Annotated in this window: 22 protein-coding genes and 2 tRNA genes; 14 read left to right on the plus strand and 10 right to left on the minus strand. The window is 70.6% G+C overall.

Annotation, left to right across the window (positions count from 1 at the left end; genetic code table 11):
- Positions 1–219: 219 nt before the first annotated feature.
- The 6 genes from ACFVGY_RS16270 to ACFVGY_RS16295 form a co-directional block, all read right to left on the minus strand.
- Entirely contained in the window at positions 220–618 is a 399-nt protein-coding gene (locus ACFVGY_RS16270; RefSeq protein ID WP_385677063.1) for a rhodanese-like domain-containing protein, read from the minus strand.
- On the minus strand, positions 615–1,148 hold the full coding sequence (locus tag ACFVGY_RS16275; RefSeq protein WP_385677066.1) for a cysteine dioxygenase: 534 nt from the start codon (positions 1,146–1,148) through the stop codon (positions 615–617). The genes ACFVGY_RS16270 and ACFVGY_RS16275 overlap by 4 nt, the downstream gene beginning before the upstream one ends.
- Before the next feature lie 65 nt (positions 1,149–1,213).
- Positions 1,214–1,300 carry a putative leader peptide gene (locus ACFVGY_RS16280; protein ID WP_385677249.1) on the minus strand — a complete coding sequence of 29 codons (87 nt, stop codon included), beginning with the start codon at positions 1,298–1,300 and terminating at the stop codon, positions 1,214–1,216.
- Between the two features lie 33 nt (positions 1,301–1,333).
- The gene (locus ACFVGY_RS16285; RefSeq protein WP_385677069.1) at positions 1,334–2,836 is read right to left on the minus strand and encodes an FAD-dependent monooxygenase; all 1,503 of its coding nucleotides are present in this window, start codon (positions 2,834–2,836) and stop codon (positions 1,334–1,336) included.
- Between the two features lie 43 nt (positions 2,837–2,879).
- A complete protein-coding gene (locus tag ACFVGY_RS16290; RefSeq protein ID WP_385677072.1) occupies positions 2,880–3,482 on the minus strand; it encodes an ATP-binding protein in 603 nt (200 codons plus the stop codon).
- Entirely contained in the window at positions 3,479–4,057 is a 579-nt protein-coding gene (locus ACFVGY_RS16295; RefSeq protein WP_385677075.1) for a DUF4232 domain-containing protein, read from the minus strand. The genes ACFVGY_RS16290 and ACFVGY_RS16295 overlap by 4 nt, the downstream gene beginning before the upstream one ends.
- 168 nt (positions 4,058–4,225) lie before the next feature.
- Here ACFVGY_RS16295 and ACFVGY_RS16300 point away from each other — a divergent pair, with 168 nt between their 5' ends.
- The 3 genes from ACFVGY_RS16300 (at position 4,226) to ACFVGY_RS16310 (ending at position 6,419) form a co-directional block, all read left to right on the plus strand.
- On the plus strand, positions 4,226–5,626 hold the full coding sequence (locus tag ACFVGY_RS16300) for a pyridoxal phosphate-dependent decarboxylase family protein (protein ID WP_385677078.1): 1,401 nt from the start codon (positions 4,226–4,228) through the stop codon (positions 5,624–5,626).
- Positions 5,623–6,078 carry an HD domain-containing protein gene (locus ACFVGY_RS16305; RefSeq protein ID WP_385677081.1) on the plus strand — a complete coding sequence of 152 codons (456 nt, stop codon included), beginning with the start codon at positions 5,623–5,625 and terminating at the stop codon, positions 6,076–6,078. The genes ACFVGY_RS16300 and ACFVGY_RS16305 overlap by 4 nt, the downstream gene beginning before the upstream one ends.
- Positions 6,079–6,224: 146 nt before the next feature.
- A complete protein-coding gene (locus ACFVGY_RS16310; protein WP_179174563.1) occupies positions 6,225–6,419 on the plus strand; it encodes a hypothetical protein in 195 nt (64 codons plus the stop codon).
- 31 nt (positions 6,420–6,450) lie between these two features.
- Here the strand turns inward: ACFVGY_RS16310 and ACFVGY_RS16315 are convergent, their stop codons facing one another.
- Positions 6,451–6,657: a hypothetical protein gene (locus ACFVGY_RS16315; protein ID WP_385677084.1), complete on the minus strand. Its 207-nt coding sequence runs from the start codon at positions 6,655–6,657 to the stop codon at positions 6,451–6,453.
- 367 nt (positions 6,658–7,024) lie between these two features.
- On the opposite strand from ACFVGY_RS16315, the gene ACFVGY_RS16320 reads away from it, so the two are divergent.
- Entirely contained in the window at positions 7,025–7,492 is a 468-nt protein-coding gene (locus tag ACFVGY_RS16320) for a DUF4240 domain-containing protein (protein WP_385677252.1), read from the plus strand.
- 6 nt (positions 7,493–7,498) lie between these two features.
- On the opposite strand, the gene ACFVGY_RS16325 is transcribed toward ACFVGY_RS16320, so the two are convergent.
- On the minus strand, positions 7,499–8,254 hold the full coding sequence (locus ACFVGY_RS16325; protein WP_385677086.1) for a GntR family transcriptional regulator: 756 nt from the start codon (positions 8,252–8,254) through the stop codon (positions 7,499–7,501).
- Positions 8,255–8,327: 73 nt separating this feature from the next.
- On the opposite strand from ACFVGY_RS16325, the gene ACFVGY_RS16330 reads away from it, so the two are divergent.
- Positions 8,328–8,606 (plus strand): hypothetical protein, encoded by a 279-nt coding sequence (locus ACFVGY_RS16330; RefSeq protein WP_385677089.1) that lies wholly within the window; start codon positions 8,328–8,330, stop codon positions 8,604–8,606.
- 12 nt (positions 8,607–8,618) lie between these two features.
- Positions 8,619–8,846 carry a hypothetical protein gene (locus tag ACFVGY_RS16335; RefSeq protein WP_385677092.1) on the plus strand — a complete coding sequence of 76 codons (228 nt, stop codon included), beginning with the start codon at positions 8,619–8,621 and terminating at the stop codon, positions 8,844–8,846.
- A gap of 212 nt (positions 8,847–9,058) precedes the next feature.
- On the opposite strand, the gene ACFVGY_RS16340 is transcribed toward ACFVGY_RS16335, so the two are convergent.
- A complete protein-coding gene (locus ACFVGY_RS16340) occupies positions 9,059–9,280 on the minus strand; it encodes a hypothetical protein (RefSeq protein WP_385677095.1) in 222 nt (73 codons plus the stop codon).
- A 161-nt stretch (positions 9,281–9,441) separates the two neighbouring features.
- Here ACFVGY_RS16340 and ACFVGY_RS16345 point away from each other — a divergent pair, with 161 nt between their 5' ends.
- The 3 genes from ACFVGY_RS16345 to ACFVGY_RS16355 all read left to right on the plus strand — a co-directional run bounded on the left by ACFVGY_RS16345 (position 9,442) and on the right by ACFVGY_RS16355 (position 11,360).
- Complete coding sequence (locus tag ACFVGY_RS16345) at positions 9,442–9,573, plus strand: hypothetical protein (protein WP_385677097.1); 132 nt, start codon at positions 9,442–9,444, stop codon at positions 9,571–9,573.
- 239 nt (positions 9,574–9,812) lie between these two features.
- Positions 9,813–10,175, plus strand: a complete 363-nt coding sequence (locus ACFVGY_RS16350; protein ID WP_385677255.1) for a hypothetical protein — start codon at positions 9,813–9,815, stop codon at positions 10,173–10,175.
- 816 nt (positions 10,176–10,991) lie between these two features.
- Positions 10,992–11,360 carry a tyrosine-type recombinase/integrase gene (locus tag ACFVGY_RS16355; RefSeq protein WP_385677100.1) on the plus strand — a complete coding sequence of 123 codons (369 nt, stop codon included), beginning with the start codon at positions 10,992–10,994 and terminating at the stop codon, positions 11,358–11,360.
- Between the two features lie 70 nt (positions 11,361–11,430).
- Here ACFVGY_RS16355 and ACFVGY_RS16360 read toward each other — a convergent pair.
- Positions 11,431–11,501: transfer RNA gene (locus tag ACFVGY_RS16360), tRNA-Gly, on the minus strand.
- Positions 11,502–11,679: 178 nt separating this feature from the next.
- Here ACFVGY_RS16360 and ACFVGY_RS16365 point away from each other — a divergent pair.
- The 5 genes from ACFVGY_RS16365 (at position 11,680) to clpX (ending at position 16,432) form a co-directional block, all read left to right on the plus strand.
- A tRNA-Pro gene (locus tag ACFVGY_RS16365) sits at positions 11,680–11,756 on the plus strand.
- Between the two features lie 163 nt (positions 11,757–11,919).
- Positions 11,920–13,323: a trigger factor gene (tig, locus tag ACFVGY_RS16370; RefSeq protein WP_385677103.1), complete on the plus strand. Its 1,404-nt coding sequence runs from the start codon at positions 11,920–11,922 to the stop codon at positions 13,321–13,323.
- Between the two features lie 286 nt (positions 13,324–13,609).
- Entirely contained in the window at positions 13,610–14,227 is a 618-nt protein-coding gene (locus ACFVGY_RS16375) for an ATP-dependent Clp protease proteolytic subunit (protein WP_385677106.1), read from the plus strand.
- Between the two features lie 89 nt (positions 14,228–14,316).
- Positions 14,317–14,991 (plus strand): ATP-dependent Clp protease proteolytic subunit, encoded by a 675-nt coding sequence (locus ACFVGY_RS16380; RefSeq protein ID WP_306439583.1) that lies wholly within the window; start codon positions 14,317–14,319, stop codon positions 14,989–14,991.
- 154 nt (positions 14,992–15,145) lie between these two features.
- Complete coding sequence (gene clpX / locus ACFVGY_RS16385) at positions 15,146–16,432, plus strand: ATP-dependent Clp protease ATP-binding subunit ClpX (RefSeq protein WP_030297265.1); 1,287 nt, start codon at positions 15,146–15,148, stop codon at positions 16,430–16,432.
- Positions 16,433–16,489 lie beyond the last annotated feature (57 nt).

Genomic DNA, 16,489 nt, shown 5'->3' on the forward strand with positions numbered 1-16,489 from the left:
ACTCTATTATAAACCCCCCCACCCCACTCTTATAAACTCTTCTTGGTGGGGCGCGCGTGTATTGTGTTTAAACCACCCCCCCCTCCCCCGGCCCCGGGGGGCCCCCCCCCCCACCCCGCGCCTCAAACGCCGGCGGGGCCGGGTGATGCGGGCGCAGTGGAGCGGGCGCAGTGGGTGGGGTGCCGGTGGGGGCGGGGCGCGCGCAGCCGGGTCTGGCCGCTAGGCGGTGGGCGGTGTGGTGGGGAGGGACGCGGCCTTCCAGGACTGGAAACCACCGGTCAGGTCCGTGGCGTGGCGGAGCCCCAGCGTGCGGAGGGAGGCCACCGCGAGGGAGGAGGCGTAACCCTCGTTGCAGAACACGATCACACGCAGCTCGTGCGAGGTGGCCTCGGGCAGGCGGTGCGACCCCTCGGGGTCGAGCCGCCACTCCAGTTCGTTGCGCTCGATCACCAGCGCGCCCGGGACCAGCCCGTCCCGCTCGCGCAGCGCCTGATAGCGGATGTCCACCAGGAGGGCGCCGTCGAGGAACTCCGCGTGCGCCTCCTCGGGAGTGACACGGGTGTACGCGGAGCGGATCCGCTCCAGCAGGGCGTCGATGCCGACGGGGGTGTCGCTCACTGCCAGTCCTCCGGACGCTCGATGTGCTCCACGGTCAGAACGGGACCCGTGCGGCTGTAGCGGCGGATGAGGGGGAGTGGCGGGTGGTAGGCGTGTACCGAGATCGCGTGTTCGTCGGGGGAGTCGTTGAGGACCTCGTGCACGTGGTGTTCCCCGAAGGCCCGGCCGGTGCCCGGCCCCAGGCTTCGGCTGCGGTCGACGCCGGGCGCGAGTTCCAGGCTGCGCCAGCCCTCGGAGGGGATCCGGGCGGCCAGTGAGTACTCGGTGAGCCGGCCGCGCGCGGTGGCGAACGCGCCGCGCGATTCGGCGTGGTCGTGCCAGCCGGTGCCGGTCCCGGGCGGCCAGCCGATGACCCAGGCCTCGCTGCCGCCCGGTCCGTCCAGCCGGATCCAGGTGCGGCCGGCCGGGTCGAGGGGCAGGGAGTCGATGACGGCCGGGTCGGCGGCCGTGCGGAGGGCGAAGTCGAGGAGTGCGGCGGCTGTCACGGCAGGGGTGTGGGCGTGCGTGGGCACGCCTGCGGAGGCAGACATGGTGGGTGTGACCGTCCTGGGTTCGCGGCATGGGCGCGCCTCGGGGCGCGGTGGAAGGGGGCGAATCAGCAGGAACGGCGACACACGCAGCCCGCGTAGCGGACCAGGTCCATGTGGACCCTCCGCCACAGGCGTACGTCGCTGCCGGTCATGACGGCGAGTCAAGCACGGGGACCGCGGAGCGGTCAATCGATCACGGGGGTGGGGGTCGGTGCCGAGGGTGACGTACGGGTCGGGGCGCCCCTGCGGACGGCGTCCGCGGCCTCGTACAGTTCCGCCGGCGCCACTCCTGCGAAGGTGGCCGCCAGGTGCCCGTCCGGCCGGACCAGCAGGACGGTGTGCGCGGCGGCTCCGGGGTAGTCGTCCGCGACGAGCAGCTCCGCACGGACCGGCAGCGCGGCCACGGCTGCCGCCAGTCGCGGCATCAGCCCGGCGCCCAGCCAGTGCCGCCGGTCCCAGACCCCGGTGCCGGGGGCGACCAGCACCACCAGCATGCGGCCCCGGCCCAGCAGGTCCCGCAGCGGCACGGTCGAGCCGTCGGGGGCGGACACCGCGACGTTCGCGACGGCTCCGCCCGGCTCGGTCGCGGTCGGCACCTCCCGTACGGCGACGGGCGGGGCGTACGAGGGCTGTGCACCCAGCGCTCCCCGCCCCAGGTGGCTGTCGGTGAGCAGGGCCTCGGCACGCGCCGAGCCGGGCAGCAGGGTCCGCAGCCCGCTCCCGCCGCGTACGGCCGGCATGGCCTGGTCGGCGGCGCGCAGCCGGGCCGCGACCGCCGTGCGCCGTTCGTCCTCGTAGCTGTCGAGCAGGGCTTCGGAGGCTCCTTGGTGCCAGGCGAGGGCCAGCTTCCAGGCCAGGTTCTCGGCGTCCCGGAGCCCTTCTTCGACGCCCTGGGTGCCCAGTGCGCCCAGCAGGTGCGCGGCGTCCCCGGCGAGGAAGGCGCGGCCGTCGCGCCAGGTACGGGCGAGCCGGTGGTGCAGGGTGTGCACGCCGGTGTCGAGGAGGTCGTACGCGGGCGTGGTGCCCCCGCACCAGGCGCCCATGGTGTCGCGGATCAGCGTCACCAGCGCGTCGGGAGTGACGAGTTCGCCGCGGGCCGGCAGCAGCCAGTCCAGCCGCCACACCCCGTCGGGCAGCGGCCGGGCGGTGGTCTCCTGCGGCGGGTCGCGGTGCAGCAGGGCCTCGCCGGGCCAGGGGAGTTCGGTGCGCAGCGCGGCCACGGCGTGCCGTTCGACGGCGGTGCGCCCGGGGAAGCGGATGCCGAGGAGCTTGCGCACGGTGGAGCGGGCCCCGTCGCAGCCGACCAGGAAACTCCCGCGCCACCAGGTGGTTTCCGCACCCCGGGTGTGGGCGGTGACCCCGCGGTCGTCCTGTTCCAGGGTGTCCAGCTTGCTGTCGGCGACGAGCTGGACCAGCGGGTGGGCGGCCGCGGCCGCGCGCAGTCCACGGGTGAGGGCGTGCTGCGGCACGTGCAGCGGAGCCGGCTCCGGGTCGTCCTCGAAGGTGATCCGGCCGGTGTCGCGGCTGCGCCGCATGGTGCGCCAGGCCGCGTAGTACGCGCCCTCGTCGCGCAGTGTCGTACAGCCCAGCCGCTCGGCCATGGCGGCGGTGTCGGCGTGCAGGACGACGGTGCGGGCCGGGCGGGGGAGATCCTTGCCGGGACCCTCGTCGAGCACGACCGAGGGCACGCCCGGGCCGGGCCGGGCGGGGGGGCGCGGGGCGGGGCCGCCCTCAGTCGAACCGGACGTGCCGGACCCCCACCAGCGCCCGCCGCAGCCGCCCGCGCAGCGGCCCGCAGCCGTCCGGCGCCATCCGCAGCCCGCACAGGGCCGCGACCCGGGCGGCGGCCTGCGCCACGTCCAGGTGGTCGGTGCCCAGGTGGTCGGCGAACTCCGGCGCGCGCAGCGCTGCCAGGCACCCTTCGAGCCGGGACACCGCGAAGCCCTCCCGCTGCAGCCCGGGCCCCAGGCCGCGCCCGTACAGCCGGCGCAGTACGGTGCCGCGCCCGGCCAGCAGCGCGAAGTGCCGTACGTCGTGGCCCGCTCCGCGCAGCCGGCCCACCGTCTCGTCGAAGTACCGCGGTTCGGTGACGGTCATCGGCACGAGCAGCGGCCCCGGATGCCGCCGCGCGGCCAGGTCCAGCACCTCGAAGACCCCCTGGCGCCAGGCCGGCAGGTCCTGGAAGTCCCCGCGCAGCCGCTCCGGGAGCATCCGGTGCAGGCCGAAGCCGACGTGTTCGGGATCGCACACGGAGCTGCCGGGCAGCCGCCGGTGCAACTCGTACGCGGTCTGCGTCTTGCCGACCCCGAAGGGCCCGTTCAGCCAGACGATCACTGGGTCGCCGCCTTCCAGGTGCTGACGACCAGCCTGCCCGGGTTGCCGAGGCCGACCGGGGCGGTGAGCTCGACGGTCACCCGGGGCGCGCCGGGCCTGGGCACCACCTCCACCGCCCGGCCCTCGACGGCGGGCGCGCCGGAGTCGGTCACGGGGTCGGGCCACAGCATCCTGAAGGACGCCTCCTGCCCGGGCCGGAGGGTCACCCGCGGGGGTGGTGCGTCCGTGCGCGGCACCTGGGAAGCGATGATGTCCGCCGAACCGTACTTCACCTCCCCCTCCACCGGCGCGCGTGTCCGGTCCAGCAGCCTGATCTGCGGATAGCCTTCCAGCTCGTACGGCGCGTGGCCGCAGTTGACCAACCGGAACCTTGCGATCCGCATACCCATCGCGGAGTCCCCGCGCCCTTCGAGCACGCGCACCCCGCCCTCGGGGCACGCCGCCCCGGCGGCCGACGGCGCCGTCCTCGTCGGCCCCGGCGCGGGCGCCGGGGCGGGCGGTGTGCCGCACCCCGCCAGCACCGCTACGGCCGCCGCGCCACCAACCGCCCTTGCCGCCCCACGTATTGCACCCATCCGCCGACGGTACGACACCCCTGCTGTCCCACCGGCCGGCACAGCCCCACCGGCGTGGCGACCGGCGGACGCTGGGCCGGGGGGCGGGCCGGCCGGCGGCCGCGGACCGGCCACTCTCCCCGGATTGGCCGGTTCGCGACCGCCCGCCCGGCCCCTACCGTGCCGCACATGGACCGCACCCTCGCCGCCGACCTGGCCCGCCTGCCCGAGCTCCTCGACGCCGCCCGCCGCGCCGCCGCCGACACCCTCGCCGCCCTCGACGAGCGCCCGGTCGTCCCGCGGCCGGCCGGACCGCCGGCCCCCGAGCGGCTCCCCGACCGCGGCACCGGCACCGAAGCCGCCCTCGCCGCCTTCGCGGACCGCTGGGCACCCCGCCTGTCGGCCTCCGCCGGCCCCCGCTACCTGGGCTTCGTCACCGGGGGCGCCACCCCCGCCGCCCTGGCCGGCGACTGGCTGACCGCCGCCCACGACCAGAACTCCAACTCGGCCCTCGACGGCGCCGGCCAGGACCTCGAACGCGAGACCGTCGGCTGGCTCCGCGAGCTGTTCGGCCTCGGACCCGCGCACAGCGGCACCTTCGTCAGCGGCGCCACCATGTCCAACACCACCGGCCTCGCCATCGCCCGCGAATGGCTCGGCGAGCGGCTCGGCGTCACCCCGGCCGAGGACGGGGCGGCCGCCCTCGGCCCGGTCCGCGTGCTCTCCGGCGCCCCGCACTCCTCCATCGCCAAGGCCCTGGCCGTCCTCGGCCTCGGCCGCAGCTCCCTCGTCCCCGTGCCCACCCTGCCCGGGCGCGAAGCCGTCGACCCCGCCGCCCTCGACCGTGCCCTCGCCGACACGCCCGGTCCGGCCGTCGTCGTCGCCAACGCCGGTACGGTCAACACCGTGGACTTCGACGACCTCCGGGCCGTCGCCGCGCTGAAGGACCGCCACGACTTCTGGCTGCACACCGACGCCGCGTTCGGCGCGTTCGCCGCCCTCTCCCCGCAGTACGCCCACCTCGCCGACGGGCTCGACGCCTCCGACTCCGTCTGCGTCGACCTGCACAAGTGGCTGAACGTCCCCTACGACAGCGCCGTCCAGTTCACCCGCCGGCCCGACCTCCAGGCCCGCGTCTTCCAGAACGCCGCCGCCTACCTCGGCCCCCTCGGCGACCGGCCCGACCTGGTGCACCTCACCCCCGAGAACTCGCACCGGCTGCGCGCCCTCGCCGCCTGGTTCACCCTCCGCGCGTACGGCCGCGAAGGCCACCGGGAGATCGTCGAGCGCGACATCGCCTGCGCCCGGGCCCTCGGCGCCGAACTGGACCGGGACCCCGCCTTCCGGCTGCTCGCCCCCGTCCGCCTCAACGTCGTCTGCTTCACCCTCGCCGAGGACCCCGCCCCGGCCCGGCTCACGGCCCTGCGGGAGGCCGCCGCCGCCGAGGTGTTCGTCACCCCGACGGTCTACGCGGGAACCCCCGCGCTGCGCGCCGCGTTCTCCAACTGGCGCACCACGGAGGCGGACGTGCACCGGGCGGCACGGGCCCTGTGCGCCGCGGCGCACAGGACGGCGAAGGGATCCGCATGACGCAACAGCCACTGACCCTCCCGGAGGTCGAAGTCCTGGCGCGCGCCGCGCACGAGGGGCAGACCGACAAGGCCGGCCGGCCGTACGCCGAGCACCTCGCTGCCGTGGCCGAGGGCGTCCGCGCCCGCGGGGGCAGCTCCGAACAGCAGGCGGCGGCCTGGCTGCACGACGCCGTCGAGGACGACGCCCTCAGCCGGGAATGGCTGGATTCCGCCCCCCTGCCCCAGACCGTGAAGGACATGGTCCTGGCGGTGACGAAGCGCCCCGGGGAGCCGGTCGAGGAGTACACGGCCCGGATCCTCGCCACCCCGGGCGCCCTCCTGGTCAAGGAGGCCGACCTGGCGCACAACGCCGATCCCGCCCGGCTGTCCGTCCTCGACGAGCCCACCAGGCAGCGGCTTTCCGCGAAGTACGCCCGCGTCCGCTCCCTCCTCGGCCTCACCACGTCGTGACCCGCGCCCTGGTGGCGGGCACACGCCACCGGCGAATCGTCACGTGGCGGATAGCGGGGGCCCGTTGGTGGGAGGATGGTCCATGTGGGGGTACGCACGGCCGCGTGCCCGAAGTCGACCGGGAACGACCGAAGGTGTGATCAGAAGTGGCGATTTCGCTGTCAGTGGTGGTTCTGTTGGCGATCATCCTGGTAGTGATGATCCGCGGCAACCACATCAAGGCCGGCCCCGCGATCGTCGCGGTCCTCTTCGGCTTCTTCCTGGCGTCCAGCTCCATCGCGCCGGACGTCAACCGCTTCCTCAACTCCCTCGCCGACACCATCGCCGGCATCAAGATCTGACCACCGAGTTCCAGGTCAGCCATCCCGCTGCCTAGACCGAGTCGTCGCGCTCCAGGACGAGGCCCGTCGAGCCCTCCTCCAGGTCGACGCCGGCATCGAGATGCAGGTGGCGCCCGTCGCGCAGCCCTGGTTCGGCAAGCTCCAGCAGCCGCTCCGCGAGGACCCGCAGCCCCTCGGCGTTGCCCGTTATCAAGGTCTCGAGCGCCGAGCCGTGCACCATGATCCGCGGTTCGTCCATGCCGCAACGGTAACCCCCGATCCCCACAAACGATCAAGGGTCAGCCAGAGGAAACACCCTCTGACCGGGCCCTTGACCTTTTGCAGAGGGTGACGGAAATCGAACCCGCGTAGCTATTTTGGAAGATCGCGTACGCCCCCACCCCCTCACCAGCCAACCCCCTGACCTGCACCTCCCCGTCCGCCTCCCCGCCGTTCCCCGAGGCTCCCCACAGAAGCCCTCCCGTTCGGGCACGCGGGGGACACGGCCCGCCGACTCTGGGGGACAGTGGTGGCGAGCGGTATACGCGGTTGCGGCACATCGCCGCCACACCGCAGGATGCCAACAAGTCGATGTCAGACCTCCCTGACATCCTGCGCCCGTGAGAATGACATGGGCCGACTTCTGGGCGCTGATAGACACGTTGAACGGCGAAGCTACCCAGACGAGCTGCCGACGCCTCGCCGAGGAGCTGGGGCGCCGCCCCGTTCACGACATCATCGGCTTTGCCGAACGTCATGCCGAGGCGCTCTACCGTCTGGACCAGGAGAAGTTCGGCACCATTCCCGTCGCCGACCTGAGTGACCGGGACGGGAGCCCATTCCCTCAGTCGGCCGACCAGTTCCTGTACACCCGTTGTGCAGTCGTCGCGGCAGGACAGGCCGTGTGGGAGGGCGTCTTCTTCGACGTCGACAAGTTCGCGCCGTACACCTCCACGGAGTGCGAGGGTGAGTGGCTGCTGTACGTGCCGGACCAGGCGTACGAACTGTCCACTGGCAAGGAGTGGGACCGCACAACGCGGTATTGCTTCGAGACCTTCTCCAACAGGGACGGCTGGCCGCACTTGCGGAGCTGAGGCGAGCTACCGCTTGATGGGGATCTCGTAGACGATCTCGCACAGCGCGACGGGGATGACGACGTCTGCCGTCTCCACGGGCTGCCCCTGGTCGCTGTAGTACGTCCGTCGGATGTGGGTGACCAGAGCGGCCTTCTGGATCCCGAGGAGCGATGCCTCCTCGATGGTCGCCTGCCGCGGCTCCGGTTGCTCCACGGCATGGCTGACCGTGATTCCGATCGCAGCCATCCGGTTCACGACGCCAACGCCGGTGTGCGGCCCACCTTCCGGCAGGACGACGAGCGTGCCCGCGGTCAGTTCGTACGGCTCCCAACTCGTCGACAACTGCACCGGCCGACCATCAGCAAGGAACTCGTAGACGGTACGCACGCACAGATCGCCCTCGGCGATCCCGAGCCGCGCCGCGATCTCGGCCGGGGCCGGCACCTTCGCTTCGGTCCGGCTCTCCCAGGTGCCCTGCCTGCCCAAGGCCTGCATGTCCGCCCGGAACGGAGAACCGCCGGGCTGCTCACGGGCCGAGGACCGAACGACCCGTACACGCCGACGAGGCTCGGCGACGTAGGTGCCCGAACCCGCACGCCCCTCCAGCACACCCTGAGAGATCAGCAGCTCCTGCGCCCGACGAACCACGTTCTCGCCCACCCCGCACTCCTCGGCGATCTGGGCACGCGACGGCAGTCGATCGCCGGCCGTCCACACGTGCTCCGCGATCCGCTGCCGCAGGACGTCGGCGATGCGGAGATAAGGCGGCTGCTCAGGCATGTGGAAAATCTAGTCCACTAATTTAGTTAACTAGCTTCACTCAAAGCGATCGACCGGCGACGGAGGCCCTCCTGTGCCCGCTTCGGAAGCAAGGGCCGAGGACCTCGCCGCCCGGTTGTCGGCCCTCGGGCTGGCCACGCGTGTGGAGCTGCACGCCACCTACACGTCGATCGAAGCGGAGGTTCCGGAAGCGCTGCCCGCCGAATCGTGGCGGGAGGTCTTGGAAGTCGTGGCGGAGGCCGACCGATTCGGGCTCCTCGCCAGCAGTTTGACCGGCCGCATCCTCTGGGCCGCCGTAAACGAAGCGGTCCCCGCGACGGGCGACGTCCGGGGACCTGGCCATCAGCGATAGGAGCTGATCAGCGTGCACAACCGTATGGGCCCCACCACCGCCCGCACCAGCGGGCTGCAACTCCCCGCACTCTCCTATGCCACCCACGCGAGGATGACCTACTGGTCGACCTCGTGCGCAATCGGCGCACACCGCAAGTGCACCCAGTCGTCCCCCGCCACGGCACCGGTAGGTGTCCCCGTGATCTACGAAGCCTGCGACTGCTCCTGCCACACCACGGACCGGCAGGTGAACCAGTGAGGGGATCGGCCCCCAGCGGAGCCCTCGCCACCAACATCGAGATCACTTCGGTCAACGTGCAGCGCGGCGACGTCATCCAGATCGGCGGCAGAGGTCACCTACCAGAACTGGTAGGTGACCTCTTGGTTTGCCCCGGCAAGATTCGTACCAGCGACACCTGCTCTGTCAGCACGAATCGGGGCGCTGTCGCCGCGCTGTCTGGGACAACGGTCCTACAGCTTGATCATCTTGACGTACGGGCTCAAGATCCGCTCTCGCGCCGAGCCGAAATCGACGAGCATCGCGATTCCCTCCTCGACGCCGATCACTCGGCCGAGTCCGTACACGTCGTGCGTGACCTGGTCACCCACCGCGAAGTGCTTGGGGGGTGGCGCGGTCGGGGCTTTGAAGGGGCTGCTCGGCAGATGGCGCTTAGGTGCGGCTGGCTTTGTCATTGTGCCCAGTATGCGCCCGCCGGGCTCCGATCGGACCCCCGTGCGCATCACCGTTCGGACCCGATCTCGCCCAGACTCCTGCCGCAGCTGACCCCGGGCTGCCTGCTACACCCTGCGCGATCGCCCTGGACCGCAGGCGTCCACCCTCGTTGATGTCATCCGTGGATGTCAGCCATCACCCCGTGCGCGGCCTGTGCACCCATGCCCTCTTGTACGCCTCGCCCGCCGCCCACACCGTGGTGGGGGTGCAGCTCGGCGTTCTGACAGCGCACGTGGAGGGCGACGCATGGTGAACTCAGTATCACCTTGGGCCAGGGAAACGTTCGGCGCTGTGGCGGGCCAGCTGGCCAAGACAATCCCAGCCTGTCTAGTGGAAGCCCACGCCAGGGCGCGTCACGCCCATGAACAGGTGCGCACACGCACACAGGAAGCGTACGGCCATGGGCTCCACGCGGCGCAGTACGAATCGCTCGCCGCTGGTCTGACACCGATCCATGGGGCGACCTCTCGACGGCTTCAGGGGCGGACGGTGATGGTCCTTGGCAGCAATGCCTTCCTCCCGATCCTCTACGCGAAAAAGGACGTCCCGGTCACCGAGGCGCGGCTCCGCAAGGCATACGGCCTCCGGGCCGACCTCATCCGGCGCCACGGGCCGAAGCCCATGCAGCTGGCATTCGACCTCGACATGGAAGACCTCGACGAGGAGCACGTGCATCCGGACGTGGCTCTCCTCCCACCCGAGCTCCAGCTGATCATCGTGGCCTACGCCTGCTCGATGGAGCAGGGCGTCATGAGGGTCGAATGGGGCTCAGCGGGACTACTCCATGGAGACCGCTACCTCATCTGGCACCATCATGAGCCGCTCCTCCCGCCGGCCAACCCGCGCGCCGCCTAATTCCGCTGCTCAGATCAGCCACAACTGGCGCCCCGCCGCCCTGACCTGCGGCTAAGCCACCAAGCAACGCGCTGACCAGCGGATGAGCCGCCACCAGTTGTCAACGTTGGTCACCAACGAGCAACCTCCCACGGCCCCGAGACGGCCCGGGACGGTCGTGTTGCGGCCGGGACGGTGTTCTTTCCATGCCGACCTCGGCCAAGATGCGAGAAGTTTCGGCCCGCGTCCTTTCGGCCTCCTCACCCGCACCACAAACCGGCCCGCAGCCGCAAGACGGGCCCCCTCCATCCCGGAGCCTGAGTGCCCCCGCCGGAGGCTGGCTCTGATCGTGGCCCGGGCTCGTGTGCGGTCCCGCGAGCTCGTGAGGGGCTTGGGGGCGTTCGGGCAGGCCTGGCTGGCTGGGCTCCGGGTTGGATGGTGGCCGTTCGGTGGCCTGGGCTTGCTCGGCCTGGTGGCCTGGGGCGGAGTAGGCGCAACCGCGGAGTCGAGCGGGTTTCAGACGCCGCGGGAGTTCCCCCATCAGACGCGCGCTCGCCGCGCCCTGCGCGGCGGGTGCCTTGATTGAGTAGAGAAACTTTCACCGCACTGCAGAAGAGCTGGCGCCCGTCGTGCCCCCGCACGTGGGACCTGTGTCCGTCCAGGGGGTCCAGGAGCCGCCTCGCGTAGACCTCGGACATCCGCTCGGACACCTCTTCAGGCGTGAATCACTGAACTGCCCCGTGGCCTCGTCGGAGATGCACTCGGCGCCCCGACTGGCTTGCAGCGGAAGACCAGCGCGACGACGCCCACGGTGACGCTCTTGAGATCCGGGATCACTTGAAGCGCTACGCCGAGCCCGGGGCCGATGGGCGGGTCTTCGTCGGGGCCAAGGGGGCCACGCCGCGCCGGAACCACTTCAACCGGCTGTGGCGCAAGGCGTGTCGGGAGGCCGGCGTCAGCGGGCTGCATTTTCATGATCTTCGGCACACGGGGAACACCCTCGCCGCGCCCACCGGGGCGAGCACGCGGGAGCTGATGGCGCGCATGGGCCACAGCACCGCCCGTGCCGCGCTGATCTACCAGCACGCCAGTGCGGACCGGGACCGGCTGATTGCTGATGCGCTCAGCGGGTTGGTGGAGAAGAGTCGCGGGGGCACGGAACAAGATCTGGAGCCCGAGGGGCATGCGGGGGACACGCCCGGCTGATCCAAGCCCCCGGGAACGAGTCAGGGCCAGGTGGAGGAGACGTCCTCTGACCTGGCCCTTCGTCGTTCAGAGCGGGTGACGGGAATCGAACCCGCGTAGCTAGTTTGGAAGACTAGGGCTCTACCATTGAGCTACACCCGCAAGGCGCGCGCCGCAGGTCCGGGGACCGCGGCACGGAGAGCATCCTAGCGGGTCGCGCCGGGGGAGTCACACCGCATATCGCGCCCGGCCGGTGCCGGACCGCGCGCGGCCGGAAAGCTTCGTTGAAAACGCGGCGTGTCGGAGGGTCCCCGGCCATGTACCCTACGTGTCGCACCGACGGGGTGTGGCGCAGCTTGGTAGCGCGTCCGCTTTGGGAGCGGAAGGTCGTCGGTTCGAATCCGGCCACCCCGACCAGCACCGCCAGCATCGCCAAGATCGCGTTGTGGGCTGATTGCCGCTTGCGGTTACTATGCAAGCTGCGTGCCCGTGTGTCTGATGTACCGGGCCCGATCCGCTGGAACGCTGCACTCGCAGCGACAGCAGAGAACTCAGCAGTCAGCCACAAGGAGACCGAACCGTGAAGAGCGCCGTGGAGACCCTGAACCCGACTCGGGTTCGGCTCACTGTTGAGGTGCCCTTCGAGGAGCTCAAGGCCAGCCTCGACGCGGCGTACAAGAAGATCAACCAGCAGGTCACGGTGAAGGGCTTCCGCAAGGGCAAGATCCCGGCCCGCGTCATCGACCAGCGCTTCGGCCGCGGCGCCGTGCTGGAGGAGGCCGTCAACGACGCGCTTCCGAAGTTCTACACCGAGGCGATCAACGAGGCCGAGCTGAACCCGCTGGGCCAGCCCGAGGTCGACATCACCGAGCTGAAGGACGGCGAGGTGCTGGCCTTCACCGCCGAGGTCGACGTGCGCCCCGAGATCGAGATCCCGGACTTCTCCGGCATCGAGGTCGAGGTCGACGCGGTCGAGGTCACCGACGAGGACGTCGAGAAGTCCGTCGAGCAGCTGCGCAACCGCTTCGCGTCCACCAAGGACGTCGAGCGTGCCGCCGCCGAGGGTGACGTCGTCACGATCGACCTGGAGGCCAAGGTCGACGGCGAGGTCCTGCCGGACGGCGTCGCCTCGGACGTGTCCTACACCATCGGCTCGGGCGAGCTTCTCGACGGCATCGACGAGGCCGTCACGGGCCTCGAGGCCGGCGGCGAGGCCACCTTCACCTCGCAGCTGAAGGGCGGCTCCGCCGAGGGTAAGGACGCCGAGGTCACGGTCAAGGTCTCCAAGGTCTCCGCCCGTGAGCTGCCGGAGCTGGACGACGAGTTCGCCCAGATGGCGAGCGAGTTCGACACCCTCGACGAGCTGAAGGCCGACAGCCGCAAGCGCCTCGAGAACATGAAGCAGTACGACCAGGCCACGCAGGCCCAGGAGCGCGTCCTGGAGAAGCTGCTGGAGCTCGCCGAGGTCCCGATCCCCGAGAAGCTCCTCGAGGACGAGGTCAACACCCGCAAGCACAACCTGGAGCACCACCAGCTCGGCCAGATGGGCCTGACCATCGAGAAGTACCTGGAGTTCCAGGGCAAGACGGTCGAGGAGTTCGACGCCGAGACCAAGGAGCAGGCGGTCAAGGGCATCAAGACCCAGTTCGTCCTGGACGCCCTGGTCAACAAGGAGAAGCTGGGTGTGAACCAGGAGGAGCTCACCGAGCACCTCATGCGCCGCGCCGCCTCCTCCGGCATGTCCCCCGACCAGTTCGCCCAGGCGGTCGTCGAGGGCGGCCAGGTCCCGATGCTGGTCGGCGAGGTCGCCCGCGGCAAGGCCCTCGCGCTCGTCGTCGAGGCCGCCAAGGTCGTCGACACCAAGGGCGAGGTCATCGACCTGTCCGACGAGGAGGACGAGGTCGAGACCGCCACCGAGACGGTCGAGGCCGCTGTCGAGGGCGAGACCGCAGACGAGGCCGACAAGGCCGACGAGGCCAAGTAAGCCCGGCGGGCCACACCGGCCCGGCAGCACCGCGCAGTGCTTCTGAAGGGCCCGCACGCAGCCGCGTGCGGGGCCATCCGCGTACCACCCGGACCCCCCGGTACCATGCGCTCCGAGCGAACAGTTCGGGAACCGGGATGGCGTTGTCCGACCTGCGCGTTAGGGTCCATGAATACGAGGGCACGGGAGTACCCGGACCACGGCGGACACACCGCGCCGAACGGGCCGCGCCCCAGAACGAGACGCTGAGACGGCATGTGGCCGTCGGAGACGAGCAGGTGGATACGTGACGAATCTGAAGCCTTACGCCGCGGGTGAGCCGTCCATCGGTGGCGGCCTCGGCGACCATGTCTACAACCGGCTGCTCGGCGAGCGCATCATCTTCCTCGGCCAGCAGGTCGACGACGACATCGCCAACAAGATCACGGCGCAGCTCCTCCTCCTGGCCGCCGAGCCGGAGAAGGACATCTACCTGTACATCAACAGCCCCGGCGGCTCGGTGACGGCCGGCATGGCGGTCTACGACACCATGCAGTACATCCCGAACGACGTCGTCACCATCGGCATGGGCATGGCGGCCTCCATGGGCCAGTTCCTGCTCACCGGCGGCGCCCCGGGCAAGCGCTTCGCGCTCCCGAACACCGACATCCTGATGCACCAGGGCTCCGCCGGCATCGGCGGCACCGCCTCGGACATCAAGATCCAGGCCCAGTACCTGCTGCGCACCAAGCAGCGCATGGCGGAGATCACCGCTCGCCACTCGGGCCAGACCGTCGAGGCCATCATCCGCGACGGCGACCGCGACCGCTGGTTCACGGCGGAGGAGGCCAAGGACTACGGCCTCATCGACGAGATCATCACCGCCGCGTCCCTGGTTCCCGGCGGCGGCGGCACCGGGGCCTGATCCCGGCCCCGGTGGTGCGCGGGGCCTCGCGCGAGGCCCCGTACGCCCGCCCGCACCAGGCAAGCCCCAGCCCGCAGAACGGCACCAGGATGGTGAACACCCAGATGCACATGAACAACCTCTCTCCCGCGAGCGGCCTCTACACCGGCCCGCAGGTGGACAACCGCTACGTCGTCCCGCGCTTCGTCGAGCGCACCTCGCAGGGCGTGCGCGAGTACGACCCGTACGCGAAGCTCTTCGAGGAGCGCGTGATCTTCCTCGGCGTGCAGATCGACGACGCCTCCGCCAACGACGTCATGGCGCAGCTGCTGTGCCTGGAGTCGATGGACCCGGACCGCGACATCTCGATCTACATCAACAGCCCGGGCGGCTCCTTCACCGCGCTCACGGCCATCTACGACACGATGCAGTTCGTGAAGCCGGACATCCAGACGGTCTGCATGGGCCAGGCGGCCTCCGCCGCCGCGGTCCTGCTCGCCGCCGGCACCCCCGGCAAGCGCATGGCCCTGCCGAACGCCCGCGTGCTGATCCACCAGCCGTCCGGCGGTACCGGCCGCGAGCAGCTCTCCGACCTGGAGATCGCGGCCAACGAGATCCTGCGCATGCGCGACCAGCTGGAGACCATGCTGGCCAAGCACTCGTCCACGCCGATCGAGAAGATCCGCGAGGACATCGAGCGCGACAAGATCCTGACGGCCGAGGACGCCCTGGCGTACGGCCTGATCGACCAGATCGTCTCCACCCGCAAGATGAACGCGGTCTGATCCTTGCCGCCGCTCGGCGCGGACGCGTCCCGGAATTCCGGGATGTGAACCGCGTCAAGGGGGCCCCGTACGGGGCCCCCGGCAAGGTACCGTCGGATATGAGGCACCAGGAGCCGCTGAACCAGGCGTCTCCCAGGCGAAGGGGAAGCACCTCGTGGCACGCATCGGTGACGGCGGCGACCTGCTCAAGTGCTCGTTCTGCGGAAAGAGCCAGAAGCAGGTGAAGAAGCTCATCGCAGGACCCGGTGTCTACATCTGCGACGAGTGCATCGACCTCTGCAACGAGATCATCGAGGAGGAGCTCGCCGAGACCTCCGAGGTCCGGTGGGAGGAACTCCCCAAGCCTCGCGAGATCTACGAGTTCCTGGAGAGCTACGTCGTCGGCCAGGAGCCGGCGAAGAAGGCGCTCTCCGTCGCGGTCTACAACCACTACAAGCGCGTCCAGGCCGGCGAGAACGGCGGCGCGCAGGGCCGGGACGACGCGATCGAGCTCGCGAAGTCCAACATCCTGCTGCTCGGCCCGACCGGCTCCGGCAAGACCCTCCTGGCCCAGACCCTGGCCCGCATGCTGAACGTCCCGTTCGCCATCGCCGACGCGACGGCGCTGACGGAGGCCGGCTATGTGGGTGAGGACGTCGAGAACATCCTGCTGAAGCTGATCCAGGCCGCCGACTACGACGTCAAGAAGGCCGAGACCGGCATCATCTACATCGACGAGATCGACAAGGTCGCGAGGAAGAGCGAGAACCCGTCGATCACGCGCGACGTCTCGGGCGAGGGCGTCCAGCAGGCCCTGCTGAAGATCCTGGAGGGGACGACCGCGTCGGTCCCGCCGCAGGGCGGCCGCAAGCACCCGCACCAGGAGTTCATCCAGATTGACACGACGAACGTGCTGTTCATCGTGGGCGGCGCCTTCGCCGGCCTGGAGAAGATCATCGAGTCGCGTGCGGGTGCCAAGGGCATCGGCTTCGGCGCGACGATCCGCTCGAAGCGGGAGATCGAGGCGAGCGACCAGTTCCAGGAGGTCATGCCGGAGGACCTGGTGAAGTTCGGGATGATCCCGGAGTTCATCGGCCGTCTGCCGGTCATCACCTCGGTGCACAACCTGGACCGGGAGGCCCTGCTCCAGATCCTGGTGGAGCCGCGCAACGCGCTGGTGAAGCAGTACCAGCGGCTGTTCGAACTCGACGGCGTCGAGCTGGACTTCGAGCGCGAGGCCCTGGAGGCCATCGCGGACCAGGCGATCCTCCGCCAGACGGGCGCCCGCGGCCTGCGCGCCATCATGGAGGAGGTCCTGATGTCGGTGATGTACGAGGTCCCGTCCCGCAAGGACGTGGCCCGCGTGGTCATCACCGCCGACGTGGTCCGCTCCAACGTCAACCCGACCCTGGTCCCCCGCATCGTCCCGAAGGACCAGGGACCGCAGGAGAAGTCGGCCTAGCCGTCACGCTACGCTGCCGCACCCGAACGCGAGGAGGGGCGCCCCGGACATCCGGGG

Origin of the sequence: Streptomyces sp. NPDC127106 (assembly GCF_042677605.1) — a bacterium.
In the GTDB taxonomy this organism is placed as follows: domain Bacteria; phylum Actinomycetota; class Actinomycetes; order Streptomycetales; family Streptomycetaceae; genus Streptomyces.

Excerpts from the sequence above, each read along its gene's own strand:
- ACFVGY_RS16300 (WP_385677078.1), top strand. The coding sequence starts at position 4,226 with ATGGACCGCACCCTCGCCGCCGACCTGGCCCGCCTGCCCGAGCTCCTC.
- ACFVGY_RS16295 (WP_385677075.1), bottom strand. The coding sequence starts at position 4,057 with ATGGGTGCAATACGTGGGGCGGCAAGGGCGGTTGGTGGCGCGGCGGCC.
- ACFVGY_RS16275 (WP_385677066.1), bottom strand. The coding sequence starts at position 1,148 with ATGTCTGCCTCCGCAGGCGTGCCCACGCACGCCCACACCCCTGCCGTG.
- ACFVGY_RS16350 (WP_385677255.1), top strand. The coding sequence starts at position 9,813 with ATGGTCCTTGGCAGCAATGCCTTCCTCCCGATCCTCTACGCGAAAAAG.
- ACFVGY_RS16340 (WP_385677095.1), bottom strand. The coding sequence starts at position 9,280 with ATGACAAAGCCAGCCGCACCTAAGCGCCATCTGCCGAGCAGCCCCTTC.
- ACFVGY_RS16325 (WP_385677086.1), bottom strand. The coding sequence starts at position 8,254 with ATGCCTGAGCAGCCGCCTTATCTCCGCATCGCCGACGTCCTGCGGCAG.
- ACFVGY_RS16380 (WP_306439583.1), top strand. The coding sequence starts at position 14,317 with ATGGTGAACACCCAGATGCACATGAACAACCTCTCTCCCGCGAGCGGC.
- ACFVGY_RS16280 (WP_385677249.1), bottom strand. The coding sequence starts at position 1,300 with ATGACCGGCAGCGACGTACGCCTGTGGCGGAGGGTCCACATGGACCTG.
- ACFVGY_RS16320 (WP_385677252.1), top strand. The coding sequence starts at position 7,025 with ATGACATGGGCCGACTTCTGGGCGCTGATAGACACGTTGAACGGCGAA.
- ACFVGY_RS16315 (WP_385677084.1), bottom strand. The coding sequence starts at position 6,657 with ATGGACGAACCGCGGATCATGGTGCACGGCTCGGCGCTCGAGACCTTG.
- ACFVGY_RS16305 (WP_385677081.1), top strand. The coding sequence starts at position 5,623 with ATGACGCAACAGCCACTGACCCTCCCGGAGGTCGAAGTCCTGGCGCGC.